The sequence below is a fragment of the Lutibacter sp. genome, assembly GCF_033723435.1.
Taxonomy (GTDB): Bacteria; Bacteroidota; Bacteroidia; order Flavobacteriales; family Flavobacteriaceae; genus Lutibacter.
Genome location: NZ_JAWVXC010000003.1, coordinates 175,224 through 195,449, shown reverse-complemented (window position 1 = coordinate 195,449; position 20,226 = coordinate 175,224). Strand labels below are relative to the sequence as shown.

Genomic DNA, 20,226 nt, shown 5'->3' with positions numbered 1-20,226 from the left:
AATCATATAGTTTGCAAGGTTTTAATACTCTTTACGAGTAAAAAAAGTGATCGCGACAGGATTCGAACCTGTGACCGTCTGCTTAGAAGGCAGATGCTCTATCCAGCTGAGCTACGCGACCATTGTCGGGGTGGCAGGATTCGAACCTGCGACCTCCGCGTCCCAAACGCGGCGCGATAACCGGGCTACGCTACACCCCGAGGCTATCTTTAAAATTTTGCGGAGAGACAGGGATTCGAACCCTGGCGACAGTTACCCGTCGACAGATTAGCAATCTGCTCCATTACCACTCTGGCACCTCTCCTAAAAATATGTTTATGAACTTATTTTTGCGAGTGCAAATGTAGCATTACAATTACACTTAAACAAGATTTTTTAATTTTTTTTGTATAAAATTTCCAACTTATTATTCTGGATATTCAATTCTTAAATGATAAATATTTTTTAATTTCTTTTTTAATACTTTTTTTATAATCTGAAGTTCTTTAAAAGTAATATCCGCATTCATAAATTGTCCACTCTCAAGTTGCTTAGTTACAATCTTTTCCACTAAATCATCTAAAACTTGAGCCGTTGGTTCTTTTAAACTTCTTGAAGCTGCTTCCACAGAATCACAAATCATTAAAATGGCCGTTTCTTTTGAAAAAGGAATTGGCCCTGGATATTGAAAATAAGAAGTATCTACATCATCACCGCCAATCTTTTCTTCCATCTTATAAAAATAATAAACTAACGTTGTGCCATGATGTGTTCTAATAAAATCAATAATTCTATCTGGCAAATGATTCTTTTTAGCTAATTCAACTCCTTTTATTACATGATTTATAATAATTTTAGCACTATCCTTTGGTGTTAACTCATTATGCGGATTAACATTAGTAGATTGGTTTTCAGTGAAATACATTGGGTTTTCCATTTTACCAATATCATGATATAAAGCTCCTGTTCTAACTAACATAGAATTTGCATGAACTTCATTAGCTGAAGCTTCAGCCAAGTTAGCAACTTGTAATGAGTGTTGAAAAGTACCTGGTGCTTTTTCAGCTAATTCACGTAATAATTTATTATTTGTATTGGATAATTCCTTTAAAGATTCATCAGAAACTAAACCAAATAACTTTTCAAAAATATAAATTAGCGGTAATACAAATAAAGTTGCACCTCCATTTAAAGCAAAATAAACAAATTTTTCCCAAATTATTGATTTTGCATTTCCTTCCTGAATGATAGAAAATGCCAAGTATGCAATGTAATAAACTAATGTAATTTGTAAAACTGATATAAATAAATTAGCCCTTTTATACAATTCAGAAATAGTTAAAATGGTTACTATACCTGCAATTATTTGGAGAAAAATAAATTCAAAACTATTTGGCACTATAAAGCCTAATAACAGCACTGTTAACACATGAGTAAACAAACCTAGTCTTGCGTCAAAAAATGCTTTTAAAACTAACGGAAGCGTCACAATTGGTACAATATATACATATTTTGCATCGTACTTTACAACTAAAGTTATTAATAGTACGATTAATATAACATTAAAAAATATAAACGTTACTTTAGTGTTGTTTTCAAAAATTTCTAAACGATATTTTCGTATAAAAAGTAGCAACATTAAAAAGGCTAAAGCGACTAAAATAGTATAACCAAAAACTATCCAATTATAATTTGACTTACTCCAAACCTGAGATTCAAATTCATGTTTTAATGAATTTAATATAGCTAACTTTTCTCCTTCAACTATATCTCCTTTAAGTATAATTCTTTGGTTTACAGACACCAATCCTTTTGTATAGGATACTTTACTTAAGTTTTCTTCTAAGTTTTTATTTGTAAGTTCGTTGTTAAAAGATACGTTAGGTTTTAATTCATCAAATAATATAGTTTGTATTGTGCTTTCGGTTTGTGTTAAAGGGTCTACTCCTATTTTTGCATTAATTAAATCATTTATTTTAGATAGATAATACAATTTATTTGTTTCAATATCTTGTATTTTATTACCTTTTTTTAAAGTTATTACTGGTCTATTTAACTGTAATCTATCTGCTTCATTTATATAACCATATTCGTATATAGTATTTATAATTTCATCAACTTTTTTTATAAGGTTTTTCTTCTGGCTCTCAAATAAGTTAGAATTAAGTAATGCTTCCGCTACTTTTTGAGTTATATTATTTTTAACTTCAACTACTGTTTGTTCGTTATAATCGTAAAATTGTTTTGAAGTAGCAATAATTTGTTGTTTATCTTTTTCTATTTCAGCTTTAGATTTTTGTATAGAAAAATTAAATGGCGCATAATAGTTTTCGTATTGCCAAGGCTTTCCTTTTTGAAATTCGTATTTAAATTGACCTCCTTTTGGGAATAAATAAACAATTAAAAATACAGTTAATATGTATAAGAATAGCTTATATATTAAGGAATGATTTACCAAAAATTTATTTATAAGTTTTTTCACGAAGTACTTTTTAGCAATTCAAAAATACTAATAAATATATTATAAACATTTTAAGTTAGTTTTATTTTTTGGCAGTTCGTCTTCTAACCTATTTGGAATATGTTTTTTAATCCAATCTTTATACGTTTTATAACCTAAATTTTGTTGAATTTTTGCTGTTTTGTTTAAAATTCCTTCTATAATATTTTCGGGTTGAATTTCTTTATTTGCAATTTCTTTTAGCATTATATTAATCTGCTTTTTTACTTTACTTTTAATTTCATTATTATGATAAGTAACCCATTTTTCTAACGCATCTTTGGTTAAATCTTTATTTAAAATTAATGAAGTCATTTCTTTTCCATGCCGTTTAGATTCTTGAATATTTCCTCTACCAGTAACGGCATTTCCAATTGCAAAAACATTGCTAAAGCCATCTACATGATAATCTGTAATACCTAACATTTTTAACACTCCATTTTCATAGGTTAAACCATCTATTCGTTCTGGAACACTTCCTATTGAAGAAATTAACATTTCGGTTTTAAGTTCAAAAGTGCTATTTTTTATTGGTGTTATTTTACCATTTACGGTAGTAACTTTTTGAAAAACTACTCCAGTTAGTTTTTTGTTTTTTTCTGTAAAACTCAATGGTACACTTTGAGGAATAAAATCAAATAGATATTTTTCTTGATATTTAACTAATAATTTTCGTGAAACTTCCTGAGCTTTAATAATACTTTCTTCTGAGTCATCTTTTGGAGCTTTTAAAGGCATTTCTTTAGCTGTTCTTCTATAAACTAATCGAGCTTTTTTTATGCCTAATTCTTCGAGAGTAACTTTAAATTTTTCTAGAGTTTTCTGTACACCTTCTTTTTCTAAAGTAAATAAATCAATTTGAATTCCTTTTTTTAAAAACAATTGTTTTTTTACCAATTCAATCATTACAATTTTTACAACATCTAGAGATGCTAACCCTCCTCCAACTATAACTGCATTATTTTTAATAAAATAATTTTTACCTTTAAAATCACACTCATGTTTATGATTAAACCAATTTATAAATGAATTTTGATAGATAAGTTCTTTATCCCTAAACTTTTCAATTCCTTCTATTGGAAATTTTCTATCCTGCCAAGCTCCATTTGCTAAAATAACAGCAGAAAATCCCCAATTATTAATTAAATCTAAAAAATCAATATCCTTACCTATTTTAGTATTTGGAACAAAACGAACATTTTCTTGATCTAATTTTTTATCAATTTCTGCAATTTGTCTGTTTCTTAAATTAATATGCCAACTAGGCAGCCCATCTTCAATTTTACCATAAGGTAATTTATTCATATCAAAAACTACTGCTTTAATACCATTTTGCGCCAGTATATTAGCTGCTTCAGAACCTGAAATAGAACCTCCAATAATGGCAACATAATGATTTTTATAAGATGAATTTAATGACATAACATTTTGATTTAAAAGCACATCCAAATTAAGAAATATATAAATTTTATCTGTAATCTTTATTACACATAACAATAGCGCTTTCAAAATTTAATAGATTGCTCAATTTTGATTAAATTCGCAATTGAAAATTAAATTTAAAACTAAAATGAAAGAAGTTGTAATAGTATCTGTTGCCAGAACACCAATTGGGAGTTTTTTAGGTAGTTTAGCTAGTATTCCAGCTCCAAAATTAGGAGCAATTGCAATAAAAGGCGCTTTAAATAAAGTAAATTTAAATCCAAATTTAGTAGATGAAGTATTTATGGGTAATGTAGTATCTGCCGGATTAGGCCAGGCTCCTGCTCGTCAAGCAGCACTTTTTGCAGGAATTCCAAATACAGTTCCTTGTACCCAAATAAATAAAGTTTGTGCTTCTGGTATGAAAGCTATTATGGTTGCAACTCAAGCTATAAAAACTGGTGATGCAGAAATAGTAGTTGCTGGTGGTATGGAAAACATGAGTAGTATTCCTCATTATTTACAAGGCAGAAAAGGTGTAAAATTAGGAGATGTAAAAGTTGCAGACGGAATGTTAGTAGATGGTCTTGTAAATGTTTACGACCAAAAACATATGGGAATTTGTGGAGATTTATGTGCTACTGAGCACAACTTTACTAGAGAAGATCAAGATAATTTCGCTATAGAATCTTACAAAAAATCGGCAGATGCTTGGCAAAAAGGAAAATTTAATGATGAAATTGTTCCTGTTGAAATTCCTCAAAGAAAAGGTGATCCAATTATTTTTTCAGAAGATGAAGAATTTAAAAATGTGAATTTTGATAAAATTCCTAGCTTACGACCTGTTTTTAATAAAGAAGGTACAGTTACTGCTGCTAATGCTTCTACTTTAAATGATGGTGCTGCGGCTCTAGTTTTAATGAGCAAAGAAAAAGCAGAAGAGCTAAATTTAAAACCAATTGCAAAAATTAGTGGCTATGCAGATGCTGCTCATGAACCAGAATGGTTTACAACAGCTCCTGCAAAAGCACTTCCAAAAGCTTTAGCTAAAGCAAATATATCTATTGATGATGTTGATTTTTTTGAATTTAACGAGGCTTTTTCTGTTGTTGGTTTAGTAAACACTAAAATACTTGGCATAAATCCTGACAAAGTAAATGTAAATGGTGGAGCTGTTTCACTAGGGCATCCTTTAGGAATGTCAGGTGCAAGAATAGTAATAGCTCTAACTTCTATATTAAAACAAAATAATGCAAAATACGGTGCCGCAGCTATCTGTAATGGTGGTGGTGGTGCAGGTGCAATGGTAATAGAACGTTTATAAATATGCACTACGGAATTTGTAATTTAAGTATTGTTCCTATTAGAATTGATCCAAGTGATACTAGTGAAATGGTTTCGCAATTATTATTTGGTGAACATTTTAAAGTTCTAGAAATTAGAAAAAATTGGAGTAAAATTCGTTTAGCTTTTGATAACTATGAAGGATGGATAGACAATAAACAATACGAGGAAATTACAGAAGAAATATATAAAAGTATTAGCAATTCAGAGCCTAAATTAGCAGGAGAACTTATAGATTTTGCAACAAATAGCACCAAAAATTACCTGACCATTGTTATTGGTTCAAGTTTACCTTTTTATAACAATCAACAATTAAAAATAAATAATTCTAATTTTTTATATGAAGGTAATGTGGTTTCAGGTAAAAAACCAAAAAAGTTATTAATTGAAGCTGCATATAAATATTTAAACACTCCATATTTATGGGGAGGAAAAACTCCTTTTGGTATAGATTGCTCTGGATTTACTCAAATGGTTTATAAACTTTGTGGATATAATTTAATGAGAGACGCTGCTGAACAAGCCGGACAAGGGGAAGTATTAAGTTTTATTGAAGAAAGTGAACCTGGTGATTTAGCTTTTTTTGATAACCAAGAAGGTATAATTACTCACGTTGGCATTATTATGAAAGACAACTATATCATTCATGCTCATGGAAAAGTTAGGGTTGATAGAATTGATCACAGTGGCATTTTTAATTTAAACACACATACTCACACACACAAACTTAGAGTAATTAAAAAAATTATTTAAAAAAAAGGCTCACAATTGTGAGCCTTTTTTTGATTAAACTTTTGTTATTGTTATTGTTTTAACTTATCATAAACAGCGTGCAACTCTTTAGATTTTTCGGTCATATCTAAATTTTCGTACAACCCCATTAAAGTTTGAACTGTGCTTATACTTGTCTTATTATATTCATATGCTTTCTCATAATAAGGAAGCGCCTCTTTATAAATAGCCAATTGTTTTGCTTGTAATTTATCGTATTTATCAAAATCTGATAAACTTTTATTCATTTCTTCAATAATTGGTTTTGTTTTATCTATAATTGCAGCTCCAATATTATTATATGCATCTGCATAATCTGGTTTTAATTCAATCGCTTTTTTGAAATTTTCAATGGCCTCATCTGTTTTTCCTTGGTTCATATTCATAACTCCAACATTATAATACAAAGTAGGCTCTGTTGGATTCATTTCAATAGCTTCTTCTAATTTTTCTTTAAATTTAGCTTCATCACCTTTAGAATAATAAATATTAGCTTCATCAATTAATAAAGAGTAACTTTTAGGGAACTCTTTTCTACCCTCAGTTAAAATCTCTAAAGCTTTATCATTCATTCCTTTAGCCGCATAATTTTGTGCTAAATATTTATATACACTTTCTCTTCTTGATTCTTTTTGAATTGTTCTAGGATTTTCAGCAAGTCCCAATTTTACTTGTAAATCTCTAGATTTCTTATCATTGTAAGTTATTTCTTTACCATCATCTTTATTAGTAGCTGCATAAACCGTTGCTACACCTGTGTAGTTTAGGTCTAATAATTTATTATAAGATTTAATAGAATTATCATAATCTTTAGCTAAAAAATAAACTAAACCAGCATTATCTAAATAAGAAGTATCTCTAGGACTTAGCATAAATACTGTATTAAATTCTTTAGCAGCTTTTTCATAATCTTCAGAATTTTTAGTACTTAAAGCTGTATTATAATCCGTTGAGGCACTTGCTGCTAATTTGTTAATCAAATCATTAATAATTTTAGCTGCTTCATTAGAATATTTTAATTTATTCGTTTCTTTTTCATAATCAATTAATTGATTAAATGCTGCACCTACTTTTTCTAAATCTGCGGAATTTGCACCATTTTGATATAATGCCTTTCCTTTTAAATAGTAAAATTTAGCTTTTGTTTTTTGATCTGCATTAGCAATCATTCCTTCTGCTTGATTAATTGCCTGCATAGCCGCAGAAAAATTATTCGCTTTGATTGCTTTTTCAGCAGTTTTAAGTTCATTTTTTTGTCCGAACACTGTCATACTTATAAGTAAAACTGACAGGATTAATAGTTGTTTTCTCATTTTATTTGATTTATTCTTCATTTGTATTTGCTTCATTATCTTTTTCAATTTCCGTGCCATTATTTTCTTCAAGGGTTTCATCAACACTGTCTCCTTCTTCTTCATGCATAACTTTTGCGACAGCAGCTATAGAATCATTATCATTTAAATTGATAAGTTTTACACCTTGAGTAGCTCTTCCCATAACTCTTAAAGTATCTATAGCTAACCTAATAGTTATTCCAGATTTATTAATAATCATTAAATCATCTTCATCAGTAACATTTTTAATAGCTACTAAACTACCTGTTTTTTCTGTAACATTGATTGTTTTAACTCCTTTTCCTCCTCGGTTTGTAATTCTATAATCGTCTAAATTAGAACGTTTTCCATAACCGTTTTCAGATACTACAAGAATATTATCATCTTCATTATTCACAGCAAGCATACCTACTACTTCGTCTTTATCATTGGCTAAAGTAATACCTCTAACACCTGAAGCATTTCTACCCATTGGTCTGGTTTTACTTTCTTCAAAACGAATAGCCTTACCAGATTTTACAGCTAACATTACTTGGCTATCGCCAGTAGTTAGTTTAGCTTCTAATAATTCATCACCTTCTTTAATTGTTATTGCATTAATTCCATTAGTTCTTGGACGAGAATATTGTTCTAATGGTGTTTTTTTAACTTGACCATTTTTAGTTGCCATAATGACATAATGATTATTTATATAATCTTCATCTTTTAAATCTTCTGTAACTAAAAAGGCTTTAACCATATCATCTTGTTCAATATTTATTAGATTTTGGATAGCTCTTCCTTTAGATCCTTTTCCTCCTTCAGGAATTTCATAAACTCTCATCCAAAATACTTTTCCTTTTTGAGTAAAGAATAACATATATTGATGATTTGTACCAACAAATAATTTTTCTAAGAAATCTTCATTTCTAGTTGCTACACCTTTATGCCCTTTACCTCCTCTATTTTGAACTTTATATTCGTCTAAATTAGTTCGTTTTACATAACCAGCATGAGAAATAGTTACCACTACTTTTGTATTAGGTATCATATCTTCTATAGATAGGCTTCCTCCTGCATATTCTATTACAGATCTACGATCATCACCATATTTATCTCTAACTGCTACTAATTCTTCTTTTATAATTTCGAATCTTCTTGGTTCGTTTTCTAAAATATCTTTTAAATTTTCAATTGTTTTAATTAACTCATCATATTCAGAACGCAACTTATCCTGCTCTAAACCAGTTAATTGCCTCAATCTCATTTCAACAATTGCTTTGGCTTGAATTTCAGTTAATTTAAAACGAGAGATTAAACTTTCTCTAGCTTCATCGGCATTTGAAGATCCTCTAATAATTTTAATTACTTCATCAATATTATCACTTGCAATAATTAAACCTTCTAAAATATGAGCTCTAGCTTCTGCTTTTTTAAGTTCAAATTTGGTTCTTCTAACTATAACATCATGTCTATGTTCAACAAAGTAATGGATAAGTTGTTTTAAATTTAATTGTTGAGGGCGACCATTCACTAAAGCAATATTGTTTACACTAAATGATGTTTGAAGTGCAGTATATTTATACAGTTTATTTAAAACGATATTTGGGATAGCATCGCGTTTTAAAACATATACAATTCGCATTCCTTTTCTATCGGATTCATCACGAATATTAGCTATTCCTTCTATTTTTTTATCATTAACTAATTCGGCAGTTTTTTTAATCATTTCTGCTTTATTAACTTGATAAGGAATTTCAGAAACAATAATGCACTCGCGACCATTTACTTCTTCAATAACCGATTTTGCACGTAATACAATCCTACCTCTACCTGTTTCAAATGCATCTTTTACACCATCGTAACCATAAATTGTACCTCCTGTTGGAAAATCTGGAGCTTTTATATATTGCATTAACTCTGAAATTTCAATTTCTCGGTTATCAATATAAGCTAACGTTCCATTAATAACTTCGGTTAAATTATGTGGAGCCATGTTAGTAGCCATACCAACTGCAATACCTGAAGCTCCATTAACCAATAAATTTGGAATTCGAGTTGGTAAAACTGTTGGTTCATTTAAAGTATCGTCAAAGTTTAAAGCATGATCAACTGTATCTTTTTCAATATCAGATAACATTTCTTCTGATATTTTTTGCATTCTAACCTCTGTATAACGCATTGCTGCAGGGCTATCACCATCTACAGATCCAAAGTTACCTTGCCCATCTACCATCATATAACGAACACTCCAATCTTGAGCCATTCTAACCATAGAATCGTACACAGAAGTATCTCCATGAGGGTGATACTTACCAAGTACTTCCCCTACAACTCTTGCAGATTTTTTATATGATCCAGTAGCTTTAATTCCTAATTCATGCATTCCAAACAAAACCCTTCTATGCACTGGTTTTAAACCATCTCTTACATCAGGTAATGCTCTTGAAACAATTACTGACATTGAATAATCAATGTAAGCAGATTTCATTTGATCTTCAATGTTTATCGGTATTAGTTTTTCTCCGTCTGACATTATTTTTTATTTAATTTATTCTTGATTTTTTAACAAAGCAATATACAATATTTCATTTTTTTACAACTTATATTACTTATTGAATTTATAATTTTTATCAACAATATTTAGTTGAAAAAACACAAGTTAATGTGTTGATTATCAGTGAATAATAATAATATTTAAAATTGATATTTATTTGTTAAAAAAAACTGGCGCTATTTTTGTAATAAAATAAGAAAAAAATCAACTAATTTTACCATATAAACACAATACTATGGACGATAATTTTTCACCAAAAGTTAAAGATGTAATTGCTTATAGCAAAGAAGAGGCTGTACGTTTAGGGCATGATTTTATTGGAACTGAGCACTTAATTTTAGGACTTCTAAGAAAAGGAGATGGAAAGGCTATTGAAATTTTAAAATATTTAGATATTAATTTAGATCATTTACGTAAAAAAATTGAAAGCTTAAATAACGTTAATGAAGCATATTCTATTAATGAATCTAAAAGTATTCATTTAACCAAACAAGCCGAAAAAGCACTTAAAACTACTTTTTTAGAAGCTAAGCTATACAATAGTGAATCTGTTAATACAGCTCATTTATTACTCTGTATTTTAAGAAATGAAAATGATCCAACTACTAAAGTATTACAAAATTTCACCGTTAATTATGCCGATGTAAAAATTGTATTTAAACAACTATTTATGGAAGATGAAGAATTAAATATTCCAAAAGCGGAAAACACATCTGATGGAGATTTTGAAACACCAAAATCAAATCCTTTTGAACAACAAAAAGGAGGAAAATCCGTACCAAAAAAATCTAAAACTCCAGTATTAGATAATTTCGGACGCGATTTAACTCGCTTAGCGGAAGAAGGAAACTTAGATCCAGTGGTTGGTAGAAAAAAAGAAATTGAACGAGTTTCTCAAATTTTAAGTAGAAGAAAGAAAAATAATCCAATGCTTATTGGAGAACCTGGTGTAGGTAAATCTGCCATTGCAGAAGGTTTAGCTTTGCGAATAATCCAACGTAAAGTATCTAGAATTTTATTTAATAAAAGAATTGTTTCTTTAGATTTAGCTAGTTTAGTTGCTGGTACAAAATATCGCGGACAATTTGAAGAGCGCATGAAAGCTTTGATGAATGAGTTAGAAAAAAATGAAGACATCATTTTATTTATTGATGAAATTCATACTATTGTTGGCGCTGGAGGCGCAACTGGTTCATTAGATGCATCTAACATGCTTAAACCTGCCCTTGCACGCGGAGAGATTCAATGTATTGGCGCAACAACTTTAGATGAATACAGAACTAATATAGAAAAAGATGGTGCTTTAGAACGAAGATTTCAGAAAATTATAGTAGAACCTACTACTGTTGAAGAAACCATCCAAATTTTACAAAACATAAAAGATAAATATGAAGATCATCATAATGTAGATTATACTGATGGTGCAATTGAAGCTTGTGTAAATTTAACCAATAGATATATGACTGACAGGTATTTACCTGACAAAGCTATAGATGCAATGGATGAAGCAGGCTCTCGAATTCATATAACTAATATAGTAGTCCCAAAAGAAGTTTTACAATTAGAAAGTCAATTAGAGACTATTCGAAAAGATAAAACCGCAGCAGTAACCGGACAAAAATATGAGGAAGCAGCTAGACTACGTGATGATGAAAAAAGAGTAGAAGGCTTATTAGAAACCGAACAATTAAAATGGGAAGAAGCATCAAAATTACATAGAGAAACGGTTACTGAAGATAATGTTGCCGAAGTGGTTTCTATGATGACTGGAATTCCTGTTAACAGAGTTGCAGAAGCTGAAAGTAAACGCTTAAATGATTTACCTAAATTAATTAAAGGAAAAGTAATTGGGCAAGATGAAGCTGTAGCCAAAGTAGTTAAAGCAATTCAACGTAATAGAATTGGATTAAAAGACCCAAACAAGCCAATTGGATCGTTTATATTTTTAGGTCAAACAGGTGTTGGTAAAACACAACTTGCTAAAGTATTAGCTACAGAACTTTTTGATAGTGAAGATGCTTTAGTGAGAATTGATATGAGTGAGTATATGGAGAAATTTGCCATCTCTCGTTTAGTTGGAGCTCCTCCAGGATACATAGGTTATGAGGAAGGTGGACAATTAACCGAAAAAATTAGACGTAAACCATATGCTGTTGTATTACTTGATGAAATTGAAAAGGCACATCCTGATGTTTTTAATATGCTATTGCAAATTCTAGATGATGGACATATTACCGATAGTTTAGGTAGAAGAATTGACTTTAGAAATACCATTATTATTATGACTTCCAATATTGGTTCTCGTCAATTAAAAGATTTTGGAACAGGTGTTGGATTTGGAACTTCTTCTAAAAAAGCACAAGCTGATTCTGCTGCAAAAAGTGTAATTGAAAACGCTTTAAAAAAGTCTTTTGCCCCTGAATTTTTAAATAGAATTGATGATGTTATCGTATTTAATTCTTTAGAAAAAGAAGATATTCATTCTATTATTGATATTGAGTTAAGCAAACTTTTAAAAAGAATTGATAGTTTAGGATATTCATTAACGCTTTCTGATGCAGCTAAAGATTACATAGCAGACAAAGGCTTTGATAGACAGTATGGCGCAAGACCTTTAAAAAGAGCGATTCAGAAATATATTGAAGATACTTTGGCGGAAGAAATAGTGAATTCAAAATTAAATGAAGGTGATTCTATTTTTATGGATTTAGACAAAAAAACGAATGAATTAACTATAAAAATAAATAAAGGCAAAGGAAAAGATAAAGTATAAAATTAATAATTAATACTTATTGAAATAGGATTTTGAAAGTTAAGCTTTTAAAATCCTATTTTGTTTTAAAAAAAACACCTAACAAAAATCCTAATCCATAACCTGTAAATTGTATACAAGTAGATACAACGCTAAACAATGCAACTCCAATATTTTTATTTTTAAATAAGGAATCAAAAAAAAGTAGTATAAAATAAATAGCGTAAACAATAATTGGCAATATAAACCCACTTAACAAGCAAACAATTGCAATAAAAAATCCTATAATAAACAATGTTGGTAGCCAAAAGGATAATTTGGAAGTTTCTGGATATTTTTTATTTAAGAATGGTCTTCCTTTTCCAAATGCAAAAACTTGTTTAAAAAATTTAGAAAAAGAAACTCTTCTTTTATGATAAACAAAAGCGTTTTCAATAAACTGAGTTTCAAAATTATGCTGCCACAACCTAAAAGTTAAATCAATATCTTCTCCTATTTTCATTACCGAAAAACCTTTAGTTTTTTCAAAAGCTTTTTTTGAAATTCCAAAGTTAAAGCTTCGTGGTTGAAATTTATGGATTGCTTTTTTATTTCCACGCAAACCTCCAGTAGTTAAAAAGGAAGTCATGCTATAATTTATTGCTTTTTGAATAATACTAAAACTTTTATGCGCAGCATCTGCTCCTCCAAAAGCATCGGTATAATTTGAGGTTAATTTTTTTTCAACTTCTTCTAAATAATTTGAAGGAATAATACAATCCGAATCAAAAATAATGAAATAATTTCCAGTAGCTTTTTGCATTCCAAAATTCCTACTTAATCCAGCGCCACTATTCTTTTTAAAATAATAAGTTACATTTAATTTATTTAAAAATTGCTCAACAATTCCCTTTGAACTTAATGTTGAACCATCTTCTACCACAATAACTTCAAAATCATTTTTATAGGATTGTTTTGTCAAACTCTCCAACAATTCTTCAATTTCTTGAGGTCGATTATATACTGGAATTATAATGGAAAATTTCAAATATTTAGTACCGTCATTTAAGTTCATCAAACTATTTTGTAATATGAATCAAAGATATTGATTAAAATTTGAAAGCCTAAAAAAACCCTCAAAAATTGAGGGCTTAATATTTAAGTTTACAATTAAATGTTCTACTAATTTTCAATAAGCTCGGATGTTTTTAGCTTATATAATTCCAAATTTTCAATTTTAAAGTTGTTTATATAATTGAACTTTTCTGTATTTTCAGAACGAATTAAATCTATAAATAACTTAGCTGATTTAATGAATTTAGGTTCTCTTTGACCGTTTATAATTAATAAATATCCCATAATAATATTTCCAGCCATTTCCACCAATCTTCTCGAATGAAAATCTAAATATTCTGCATTATTAATCTCTTCAACTTTACTTATAATATTTTCGTATTCCTTAGTCATTTCTTGAAGCACTTTTTTCAATTCCTCATTTTCCTCTAAGACTTCACTTTCATAAACTTTCATTTGTTCTAAGAAAACATTTGTAGTAACTCCTTTTATTGCAGCAATGGTTTGTAATTGAGTAGTTCCTTCATAAATTGAAGTAATTCGAGCATCACGATAAATCCGCTCAATAGGAAAATCTTTCATAAAACCTGTACCTCCATGAATTTGCAAAGAGTCGTAAGCCATTTTATTACAAGCTTCACTTGCCGTCATTTTAATAAGTGGCGTAAAAACATTTGCAAGTTTCATATAATGTTTCATTTCCATACGTTCTTCCTGCTCTAATTTTCTATCTCTCATTACCTCTTCAAATACTTTAGAAATATCTACAAACCTTGTAGTCTCATATAATAAGGAACGAATTGCATCTAAACGAATTTTCATATTAGTAAGCATTTCATAAACTGCTGGAAAGTCCATAATATACTTTCCAAATTGAGCTCTTTCTTCTGCATATTTAAGAGCTTCTCTGTATGCTGCATCCGCAATTCCTACCGATTGAGCACCAACACCTAAACGAGCAGAATTCATTAAAGCCATAACGTATTTAATCAATCCAAAACGTTCTTTACCTACTAATTCTGCGGGTGCATCTTTAAACACTAATTCACACGTTGGAGAACCTTTTATTCCTAGTTTTTTTTCTAAATGTCTTACTTCAACAGCTTTATTTTTACGATCATAAATAAACATAGATAAACCTCTAGCATCCGTAGTATTCTCTTCTGATCTTGCCAAAACTAAAGAAATATCTGCATCACCATTAGTGATAAATCGTTTTACTCCGTTTAATCTCCAAATATTATTTTCTTCATCAAAAGTAGCTTTTAATTGCACGGATTGTAAATCGGAACCAGCATCAGGTTCTGTTAAAACCATAGCTGCAGTTGTACCATCACGATTAAATCTTGGCAAATATTTTTCTCTTTGTTCTTCTGAGCCAAATTCGTTAATAGTTTCGGCACAATCTTGAAGTCCCCAAATATTAGCAAAACCTGCATCTGCTCTTGCTACCATTTCTGCTGCCATTACATAAGGAAGTAAAGGAAAGTTCAATCCTCCAAATTTTCTTGGTAAAGACATTCCTATTAAACCTGCATCATATAAAGCTTTATAGTCCGAAGAAGTTCCTTTAGCGTAAATAACTTCATTATTTTCAATATGTGGACCTTCAACATCAACAGATTCCGCATTCCCCGCTATAGTATTAGCACAAATATCGCCAACTATTTCTAATATTTTTTCATAAGTATCTATTGCGTCTTCATGATTAAAAGGCGCAAAATCAAAAGTTTCCGATTCTTTAAAATCGCTTTCTTTTAATTTAACAATTTTTTGTACCAAAGGATGATCTAAATGAAATTTGAAATCGGGCGTATCTTGAAAAAAATTATCCATTTTTATAGTTTTTTGGTTTGAGTTTTACTGAAAACTCCTCTATATTTTTATTCTATTTTGCGTTTTTTTTGTAGTATTTAATCATTTTTGGAATTACTTCTACCAAATCTCCTTCAATTACATAATCTGCCAATTTATTAATTGGAGCTTCAGGATCTTTATTAATTGAAATAATTAATGACGCATCTTGCATTCCTGCAGTATGTTGAATAGCGCCTGATATTCCAGCTGCAATATATAACTTAGGCCTAACTGTAGTTCCTGTTTGTCCAATTTGCCTATTATGTTTAATATAACCAGCATCAACTGCAGCTCTGGAACCTCCTACTTCTCCTCCTAGTAAATTTGCTAATTCTTCTAAATGTTTAAAATTTTCTTTAGAACCAACGCCATAACCTCCAGCAACAATTATTGTTGCATCTTTTAAATTAACATCGGATTGTTCCATATGACGATCAATAATTTTTACAACAAAATCTTCTTCCTTTAGTACTTCATCAACTTTAACATTAACAACTTCTGTAGTATAATTAGCATCAAAAATTTCTTTTTTCATAACGCCTTCTCTAACCGTTGCCATTTGAGGATGCATGTCCCAATTGATAATATTTGCCATAATACTACCTCCAAAAGCTGGGCGAATTGCGTAAAGTAAATTTTTATATTCTTTCTTTTCTTTTTTTACAAAATGATCTCCAATATCTAAAATTGTACAATCGGCAGTTAAACCACAATTAAGAACTGAAGCTAACCTAGGCGCTAAATCTCTTCCAATAGATGTAGCTCCAAATAAAACAATTTGAGGATCTTCTTCTTTTAAAATTTGAGTTGCTAAAGCTGCATGTGGTAATGTTCTGTATGGCTCCAATCTTTTATCATCTGCAACATAAATTTTATCAACTCCATATTTTGAAATCTGGTTTTCTATTTTGTTTAAATTTTCTCCAAAAACCATAGCTTCTAATGAACATCCTAATTTTTGGGCAAGTTTTTTACCTGCAGAAATTATTTCAAGACTTATTTCTGCTATTTTATGATCTTCTACTTCACAATAGACAAATACACTTTTCATTTGTAATTATTTTAAAGTTATAACCACTACCCTATGGTGTGATGTATTATTAGTTCTTTAATCATTTCTTCAATATCTGTATCAGAATCACTTAAACGTTTTGTTTCACTAGCAGTTAAAACTATACTATTTACACTTTTTACTTTTGTTGGTGATCCTGCTAATCCAATTCTATGTGCTTCTGCATTTATATCCTCAACATTCCATTCAGGAATATTTAAATAAGGTCTTTCTTTATTTAATTTTATAAATAATTCATCAATATTTCTAGAACTTAATTCCGTTTCAGTTCTAGCATACTTATATTTCATTACCTTTTTGGCTTGTCTTCTTCTGCATTCCGGTGATGAACCATGAACTGTTATTAAACAAGGAAAAGGTGAGGATACAGATTCTACTCCTTTTTCTAATCGTCTTCTAGCTATAATACCAGTATCATTAATTTCTAAGATTTCTTCAACGTAAGTTATTTGTGGAATTTTTAATTTTTCGGCGCATTGTGGTCCAACTTGAGCTGTATCGCCATCAATTGCTTGTCTTCCTCCAAGAACCAGATCGAATGGAGCTAGTTTTTCAATTCCTTTTGCCAAAGTATAACTTGTAGCTAACGTATCTGCACCTCCAAAACGCCTATCCGAAATTATAACTCCTTTATCAACTCCTCTATAATAACCTTCTCTAATAATATCGGCTGCTTTAGGAGGTCCCATTGTTAAAATTGTAACTTCTGTGCCTGGGATTCTATCTTTAATATTTAATGCTAGTTCGAGCGCATGTAAATCATCTGGATTAAAAACAGTTGAAAGTTTAACTCTATTTACTGTACCATCTGGCTTCATTGCATCAGGTCCTACATTTCGAGTATCAGGCACTTGCTTTGCTAGTACTATAATTTTAAGTGGTCTCATGAATATTCTGGTTAGAAATAATAAATCCTACCAAAAATAGAGTAATTAGTTCACCTAAACCATGACAATGCTCATACTTCTTAATATTTTGATATTTAATCTTTTTACAAAAAAAAGCGGTGATTAATTAATCACCGCTTTTTAATATTCTTTAAGAAAAAGTTTTATTTTTTATCTTTCTTTTTAGGCTCTTCAACAACTTCATTTGAAGTTTCATTTTTCATAAAGTCCTCCATTATGGCTGTACTTACTCCCATATTTGAAAAACCTCCATCGTGAAATAAGTTTTGAAGTGTTACTTTTTTAGTTAAATCAGAAAATAACGAAATAGTATAATCAGCACATTCTAATGCAGTTGCGTTTCCTAAAGGAGACATTTTTTCTGCATAAGCTATAAACCCATCAAAACCTTTAACTCCACTTCCTGCTGTAGTTGGTGTTGGCGATTGAGAAATTGTGTTTACTCTAACTTTATGATCTCTTCCAAAGAAATATCCAAAACTACGAGCTATAGATTCTAAGTATGCTTTGTTATCTGCCATATCATTATAATCAGGAAAAACTCGTTGTGCTGCCATATAAGTTAATGCAACAATACTTCCCCATTCATTCATTGCATTTCTTTGATATAAAACACTCATTACTCTGTGAAAAGATAATGCAGATACATCCCAACCTGTTTTAGTAAAATTATAATCTTGGTGTGTATAGTGATTTCCTCTACGTACATTAACAGACATACCTATTGAATGTAGTACAAAATCAATTTTACCACCTAATATTTCCATTGCTTGATCAACTAGATGTTCTAAATCCATAATTGATGTAGCATCTGCTGGTATAACTTTTGATCCAGTTTTTTCAGCCAATTCAGAAATTGTTCCAAGGCGTAACGCAACAGGTGCATTTGTTAAAACAAAAGTTGCTCCTTCTTCGTGTGCTCTTTCTGCTACTTTCCAAGCAATAGATTTAGAATCTAATGCTCCAAAAATAATTCCTTTTTTCCCTTTAAGTAAATTATACATAATTGTATTTTAATTTTAATAGTTTGCAAATATAGTAATTCTAGTTTAACAATTGTTTTGCGTGTTCAATTGCAGTAGTTGAAGTGTTTTTTCCACTTAGCATTTCTGCTATTTCAACAATTCGTTCTTCAGGTGTTAATTCTTTTAATTGTGTTACAATTTGATTATTCATCTCTTGTTTAAACACTTTATAATGTTGTTTTCCTTTTGCGGCTATTTGTGGTAAATGTGTAATTGCAATTACCTGCATATTTTTGCTCATTTGAACCATAATATCCGCTACTTTTTGTGCAATTGATCCTGATACTCCAGAATCAATTTCATCAAAAATTATAGTTGGTAATTTTAAATAGTCTGACAAAATTGCTTTTACTGAAAGCATAATTCTAGATAATTCACCTCCAGAAGCAATTTTTTGAAGTGTTCCAAAATTTAAACCTTTATTTGCTGAAATTAGCAACTCCAATTCATCTTTACCATTTAAAAAGTATTGATCTGTTAAGGTCAAATTCCATTTTAATCGTGTATTTTCCATTCCTAAATTTGCAAGTTGTTTTTCCATTTTTTTTATAAAAATTGGAATTGCTTTTTGTCTGGAAACACTAATAGTATTTGCTAAAGCATCTAGTTTTTCTGTAACATTTTTAATTTCTTTTTCTTTTTCTGAAATTAACGTTGCAGAATTTTCCACCATACTTACTTCCTTCTCTAAATTACTTTGTTTTTCTAGCAACTCACCTACAGTTTTAACTAAATGTTTTTGCTGTAAATTATAAATTAGCTGTAATCTATTATTAAGTTTTTCTAGTTCTGATGGCTCAAAATTTACGTTCTCATTTAGATAAACTAATTCGTTAGCAATATCATCTGCTTCAATTTTTACACTTAAAATTCTAGCATACAGATCTTTATATTCATTTGAATAAGAACTAATTTGTTCTATTTTAGAAGTAACTGAATTTAACAAAGCAAGTAACCCAATTTCATCATTATAGGTAATATTCTCTGCTTCTGATAAGTTTAATTTAATAGATTCAATATTGTTTAATTTATCTAAAGCCTGCTCAATTTCTTCTTGTTCTCCAACAACTAATTTTGCTTGTACAAGCTCTTGATACAAATGTGAATTATACTCGTAACTTTGTTGTGCTTTTTGTTGATTACTCAACAATTCTCGCAAATCTTTTTTTAATTGATTATATAATTTCAATCCTTTTGAATAGGACACTAATTTAGTAGCATTATTTGCTAAAGCATCTATAATATGAAATTGAAAATTAATATCTGCCAACTGTAATGTTTGATGTTGCGAATGAATATCTATCAACTTTTCACTTAACGATTGTAAAATAGTTAGTGTAGTTGGAGTATCATTAATAAATGCTCTTGATTTTCCTGAAGGCAAAATCTCTCGTCTAATAATTGTTTCCGCTTCAAAATCAATATCATTTTTTTCAAAAAAAGAATTTAGATTATAATCTAAAATTGAAAATTGCGCCTCAATAATACATTTTTTAGAAGAATCTTTTAAAGCAGATAAATCGGCACGTTTACCTAACACCAAACCTAAAGCTCCAAGTAATACTGATTTTCCAGCACCTGTTTCCCCTGTAATAATGGAAAGTTTATCTTTAAAATTTACGGATAAATTTTCAATTAAAGCATAATTTTTTATGGAAAGTGATACAAGCATG

13 protein-coding genes and 3 tRNA genes are annotated in these 20,226 nt (G+C 29.8%); 3 read left to right on the top strand and 13 right to left on the bottom strand.

Annotated elements, in window-relative coordinates; genetic code table 11:
• Window positions 1-47: 47 nt before the first annotated feature.
• From R3342_RS06720 to R3342_RS06700, 5 genes are all read right to left on the bottom strand, one after another.
• Window positions 48-121, bottom strand: a tRNA-Arg gene (locus tag R3342_RS06720).
• 4 nt (window positions 122-125) lie between these two features.
• Window positions 126-200: transfer RNA gene (locus tag R3342_RS06715), tRNA-Pro, on the bottom strand.
• Between the two features lie 20 nt (window positions 201-220).
• Window positions 221-304: transfer RNA gene (locus tag R3342_RS06710), tRNA-Ser, on the bottom strand.
• A gap of 102 nt (window positions 305-406) precedes the next feature.
• Window positions 407-2,461, bottom strand: coding sequence for an HDIG domain-containing metalloprotein (locus R3342_RS06705; RefSeq protein WP_318939194.1), 2,055 nt, complete (start codon window positions 2,459-2,461; stop codon window positions 407-409).
• 39 nt (window positions 2,462-2,500) lie between these two features.
• Window positions 2,501-3,901 (bottom strand): FAD-dependent oxidoreductase, encoded by a 1,401-nt coding sequence (locus R3342_RS06700; RefSeq protein ID WP_318939193.1) that lies wholly within the window; start codon window positions 3,899-3,901, stop codon window positions 2,501-2,503.
• 148 nt (window positions 3,902-4,049) lie between these two features.
• On the opposite strand from R3342_RS06700, the gene R3342_RS06695 reads away from it, so the two are divergent.
• Both R3342_RS06695 and R3342_RS06690 read left to right on the top strand, forming a co-directional pair.
• A complete protein-coding gene (locus R3342_RS06695) occupies window positions 4,050-5,225 on the top strand; it encodes an acetyl-CoA C-acyltransferase (protein ID WP_318939191.1) in 1,176 nt (391 codons plus the stop codon).
• A gap of 2 nt (window positions 5,226-5,227) precedes the next feature.
• Window positions 5,228-5,998 carry a C40 family peptidase gene (locus tag R3342_RS06690; RefSeq protein WP_318939189.1) on the top strand — a complete coding sequence of 257 codons (771 nt, stop codon included), beginning with the start codon at window positions 5,228-5,230 and terminating at the stop codon, window positions 5,996-5,998.
• A gap of 50 nt (window positions 5,999-6,048) precedes the next feature.
• Here R3342_RS06690 and R3342_RS06685 read toward each other — a convergent pair whose 3' ends face one another.
• Window positions 6,049-7,329, bottom strand: a complete 1,281-nt coding sequence (locus R3342_RS06685) for a tetratricopeptide repeat protein (protein WP_318939187.1) — start codon at window positions 7,327-7,329, stop codon at window positions 6,049-6,051.
• Between the two features lie 10 nt (window positions 7,330-7,339).
• The gene (gene gyrA / locus R3342_RS06680) at window positions 7,340-9,865 is read right to left on the bottom strand and encodes a DNA gyrase subunit A (RefSeq protein ID WP_318939185.1); all 2,526 of its coding nucleotides are present in this window, start codon (window positions 9,863-9,865) and stop codon (window positions 7,340-7,342) included.
• 256 nt (window positions 9,866-10,121) lie between these two features.
• Here gyrA and R3342_RS06675 point away from each other — a divergent pair, with 256 nt between their 5' ends.
• A complete protein-coding gene (locus tag R3342_RS06675) occupies window positions 10,122-12,659 on the top strand; it encodes an ATP-dependent Clp protease ATP-binding subunit (RefSeq protein ID WP_318939184.1) in 2,538 nt (845 codons plus the stop codon).
• A 55-nt stretch (window positions 12,660-12,714) separates the two neighbouring features.
• Here R3342_RS06675 and R3342_RS06670 read toward each other — a convergent pair whose 3' ends face one another.
• The 6 genes from R3342_RS06670 to recN all read right to left on the bottom strand — a co-directional run bounded on the left by R3342_RS06670 (window position 12,715) and on the right by recN (window position 20,225).
• A complete protein-coding gene (locus R3342_RS06670) occupies window positions 12,715-13,692 on the bottom strand; it encodes a glycosyltransferase (RefSeq protein ID WP_318939182.1) in 978 nt (325 codons plus the stop codon).
• Window positions 13,693-13,799: 107 nt separating this feature from the next.
• Entirely contained in the window at window positions 13,800-15,527 is a 1,728-nt protein-coding gene (locus tag R3342_RS06665; protein ID WP_318939180.1) for an acyl-CoA dehydrogenase family protein, read from the bottom strand.
• A gap of 52 nt (window positions 15,528-15,579) precedes the next feature.
• Window positions 15,580-16,599, bottom strand: a complete 1,020-nt coding sequence (locus tag R3342_RS06660; protein ID WP_318939178.1) for an electron transfer flavoprotein subunit alpha/FixB family protein — start codon at window positions 16,597-16,599, stop codon at window positions 15,580-15,582.
• Window positions 16,600-16,625: 26 nt separating this feature from the next.
• Window positions 16,626-17,507 (bottom strand): electron transfer flavoprotein subunit beta/FixA family protein, encoded by an 882-nt coding sequence (locus tag R3342_RS06655; RefSeq protein WP_318939176.1) that lies wholly within the window; start codon window positions 17,505-17,507, stop codon window positions 16,626-16,628.
• Window positions 17,508-17,671: 164 nt separating this feature from the next.
• Window positions 17,672-18,532, bottom strand: a complete 861-nt coding sequence (locus tag R3342_RS06650) for an enoyl-ACP reductase (RefSeq protein ID WP_318939174.1) — start codon at window positions 18,530-18,532, stop codon at window positions 17,672-17,674.
• A 40-nt stretch (window positions 18,533-18,572) separates the two neighbouring features.
• Entirely contained in the window at window positions 18,573-20,225 is a 1,653-nt protein-coding gene (gene recN, locus R3342_RS06645) for a DNA repair protein RecN (RefSeq protein WP_318939172.1), read from the bottom strand.
• Window position 20,226: the final 1 nt, after the last annotated feature.

Coding starts and splice junctions, on each gene's coding strand:
- R3342_RS06700 (WP_318939193.1), bottom strand. CDS start 3,901: ATGTCATTAAATTCATCTTATAAAAATCATTATGTTGCCATTATTGGA.
- R3342_RS06695 (WP_318939191.1), top strand. CDS start 4,050: ATGAAAGAAGTTGTAATAGTATCTGTTGCCAGAACACCAATTGGGAGT.
- R3342_RS06690 (WP_318939189.1), top strand. CDS start 5,228: ATGCACTACGGAATTTGTAATTTAAGTATTGTTCCTATTAGAATTGAT.
- R3342_RS06685 (WP_318939187.1), bottom strand. CDS start 7,329: ATGAGAAAACAACTATTAATCCTGTCAGTTTTACTTATAAGTATGACA.
- gyrA (WP_318939185.1), bottom strand. CDS start 9,865: ATGTCAGACGGAGAAAAACTAATACCGATAAACATTGAAGATCAAATG.
- R3342_RS06675 (WP_318939184.1), top strand. CDS start 10,122: ATGGACGATAATTTTTCACCAAAAGTTAAAGATGTAATTGCTTATAGC.
- R3342_RS06670 (WP_318939182.1), bottom strand. CDS start 13,692: ATGAACTTAAATGACGGTACTAAATATTTGAAATTTTCCATTATAATT.
- R3342_RS06665 (WP_318939180.1), bottom strand. CDS start 15,527: ATGGATAATTTTTTTCAAGATACGCCCGATTTCAAATTTCATTTAGAT.
- R3342_RS06660 (WP_318939178.1), bottom strand. CDS start 16,599: ATGAAAAGTGTATTTGTCTATTGTGAAGTAGAAGATCATAAAATAGCA.
- R3342_RS06655 (WP_318939176.1), bottom strand. CDS start 17,507: ATGAGACCACTTAAAATTATAGTACTAGCAAAGCAAGTGCCTGATACT.
- R3342_RS06650 (WP_318939174.1), bottom strand. CDS start 18,532: ATGTATAATTTACTTAAAGGGAAAAAAGGAATTATTTTTGGAGCATTA.
- recN (WP_318939172.1), bottom strand. CDS start 20,225: ATGCTTGTATCACTTTCCATAAAAAATTATGCTTTAATTGAAAATTTA.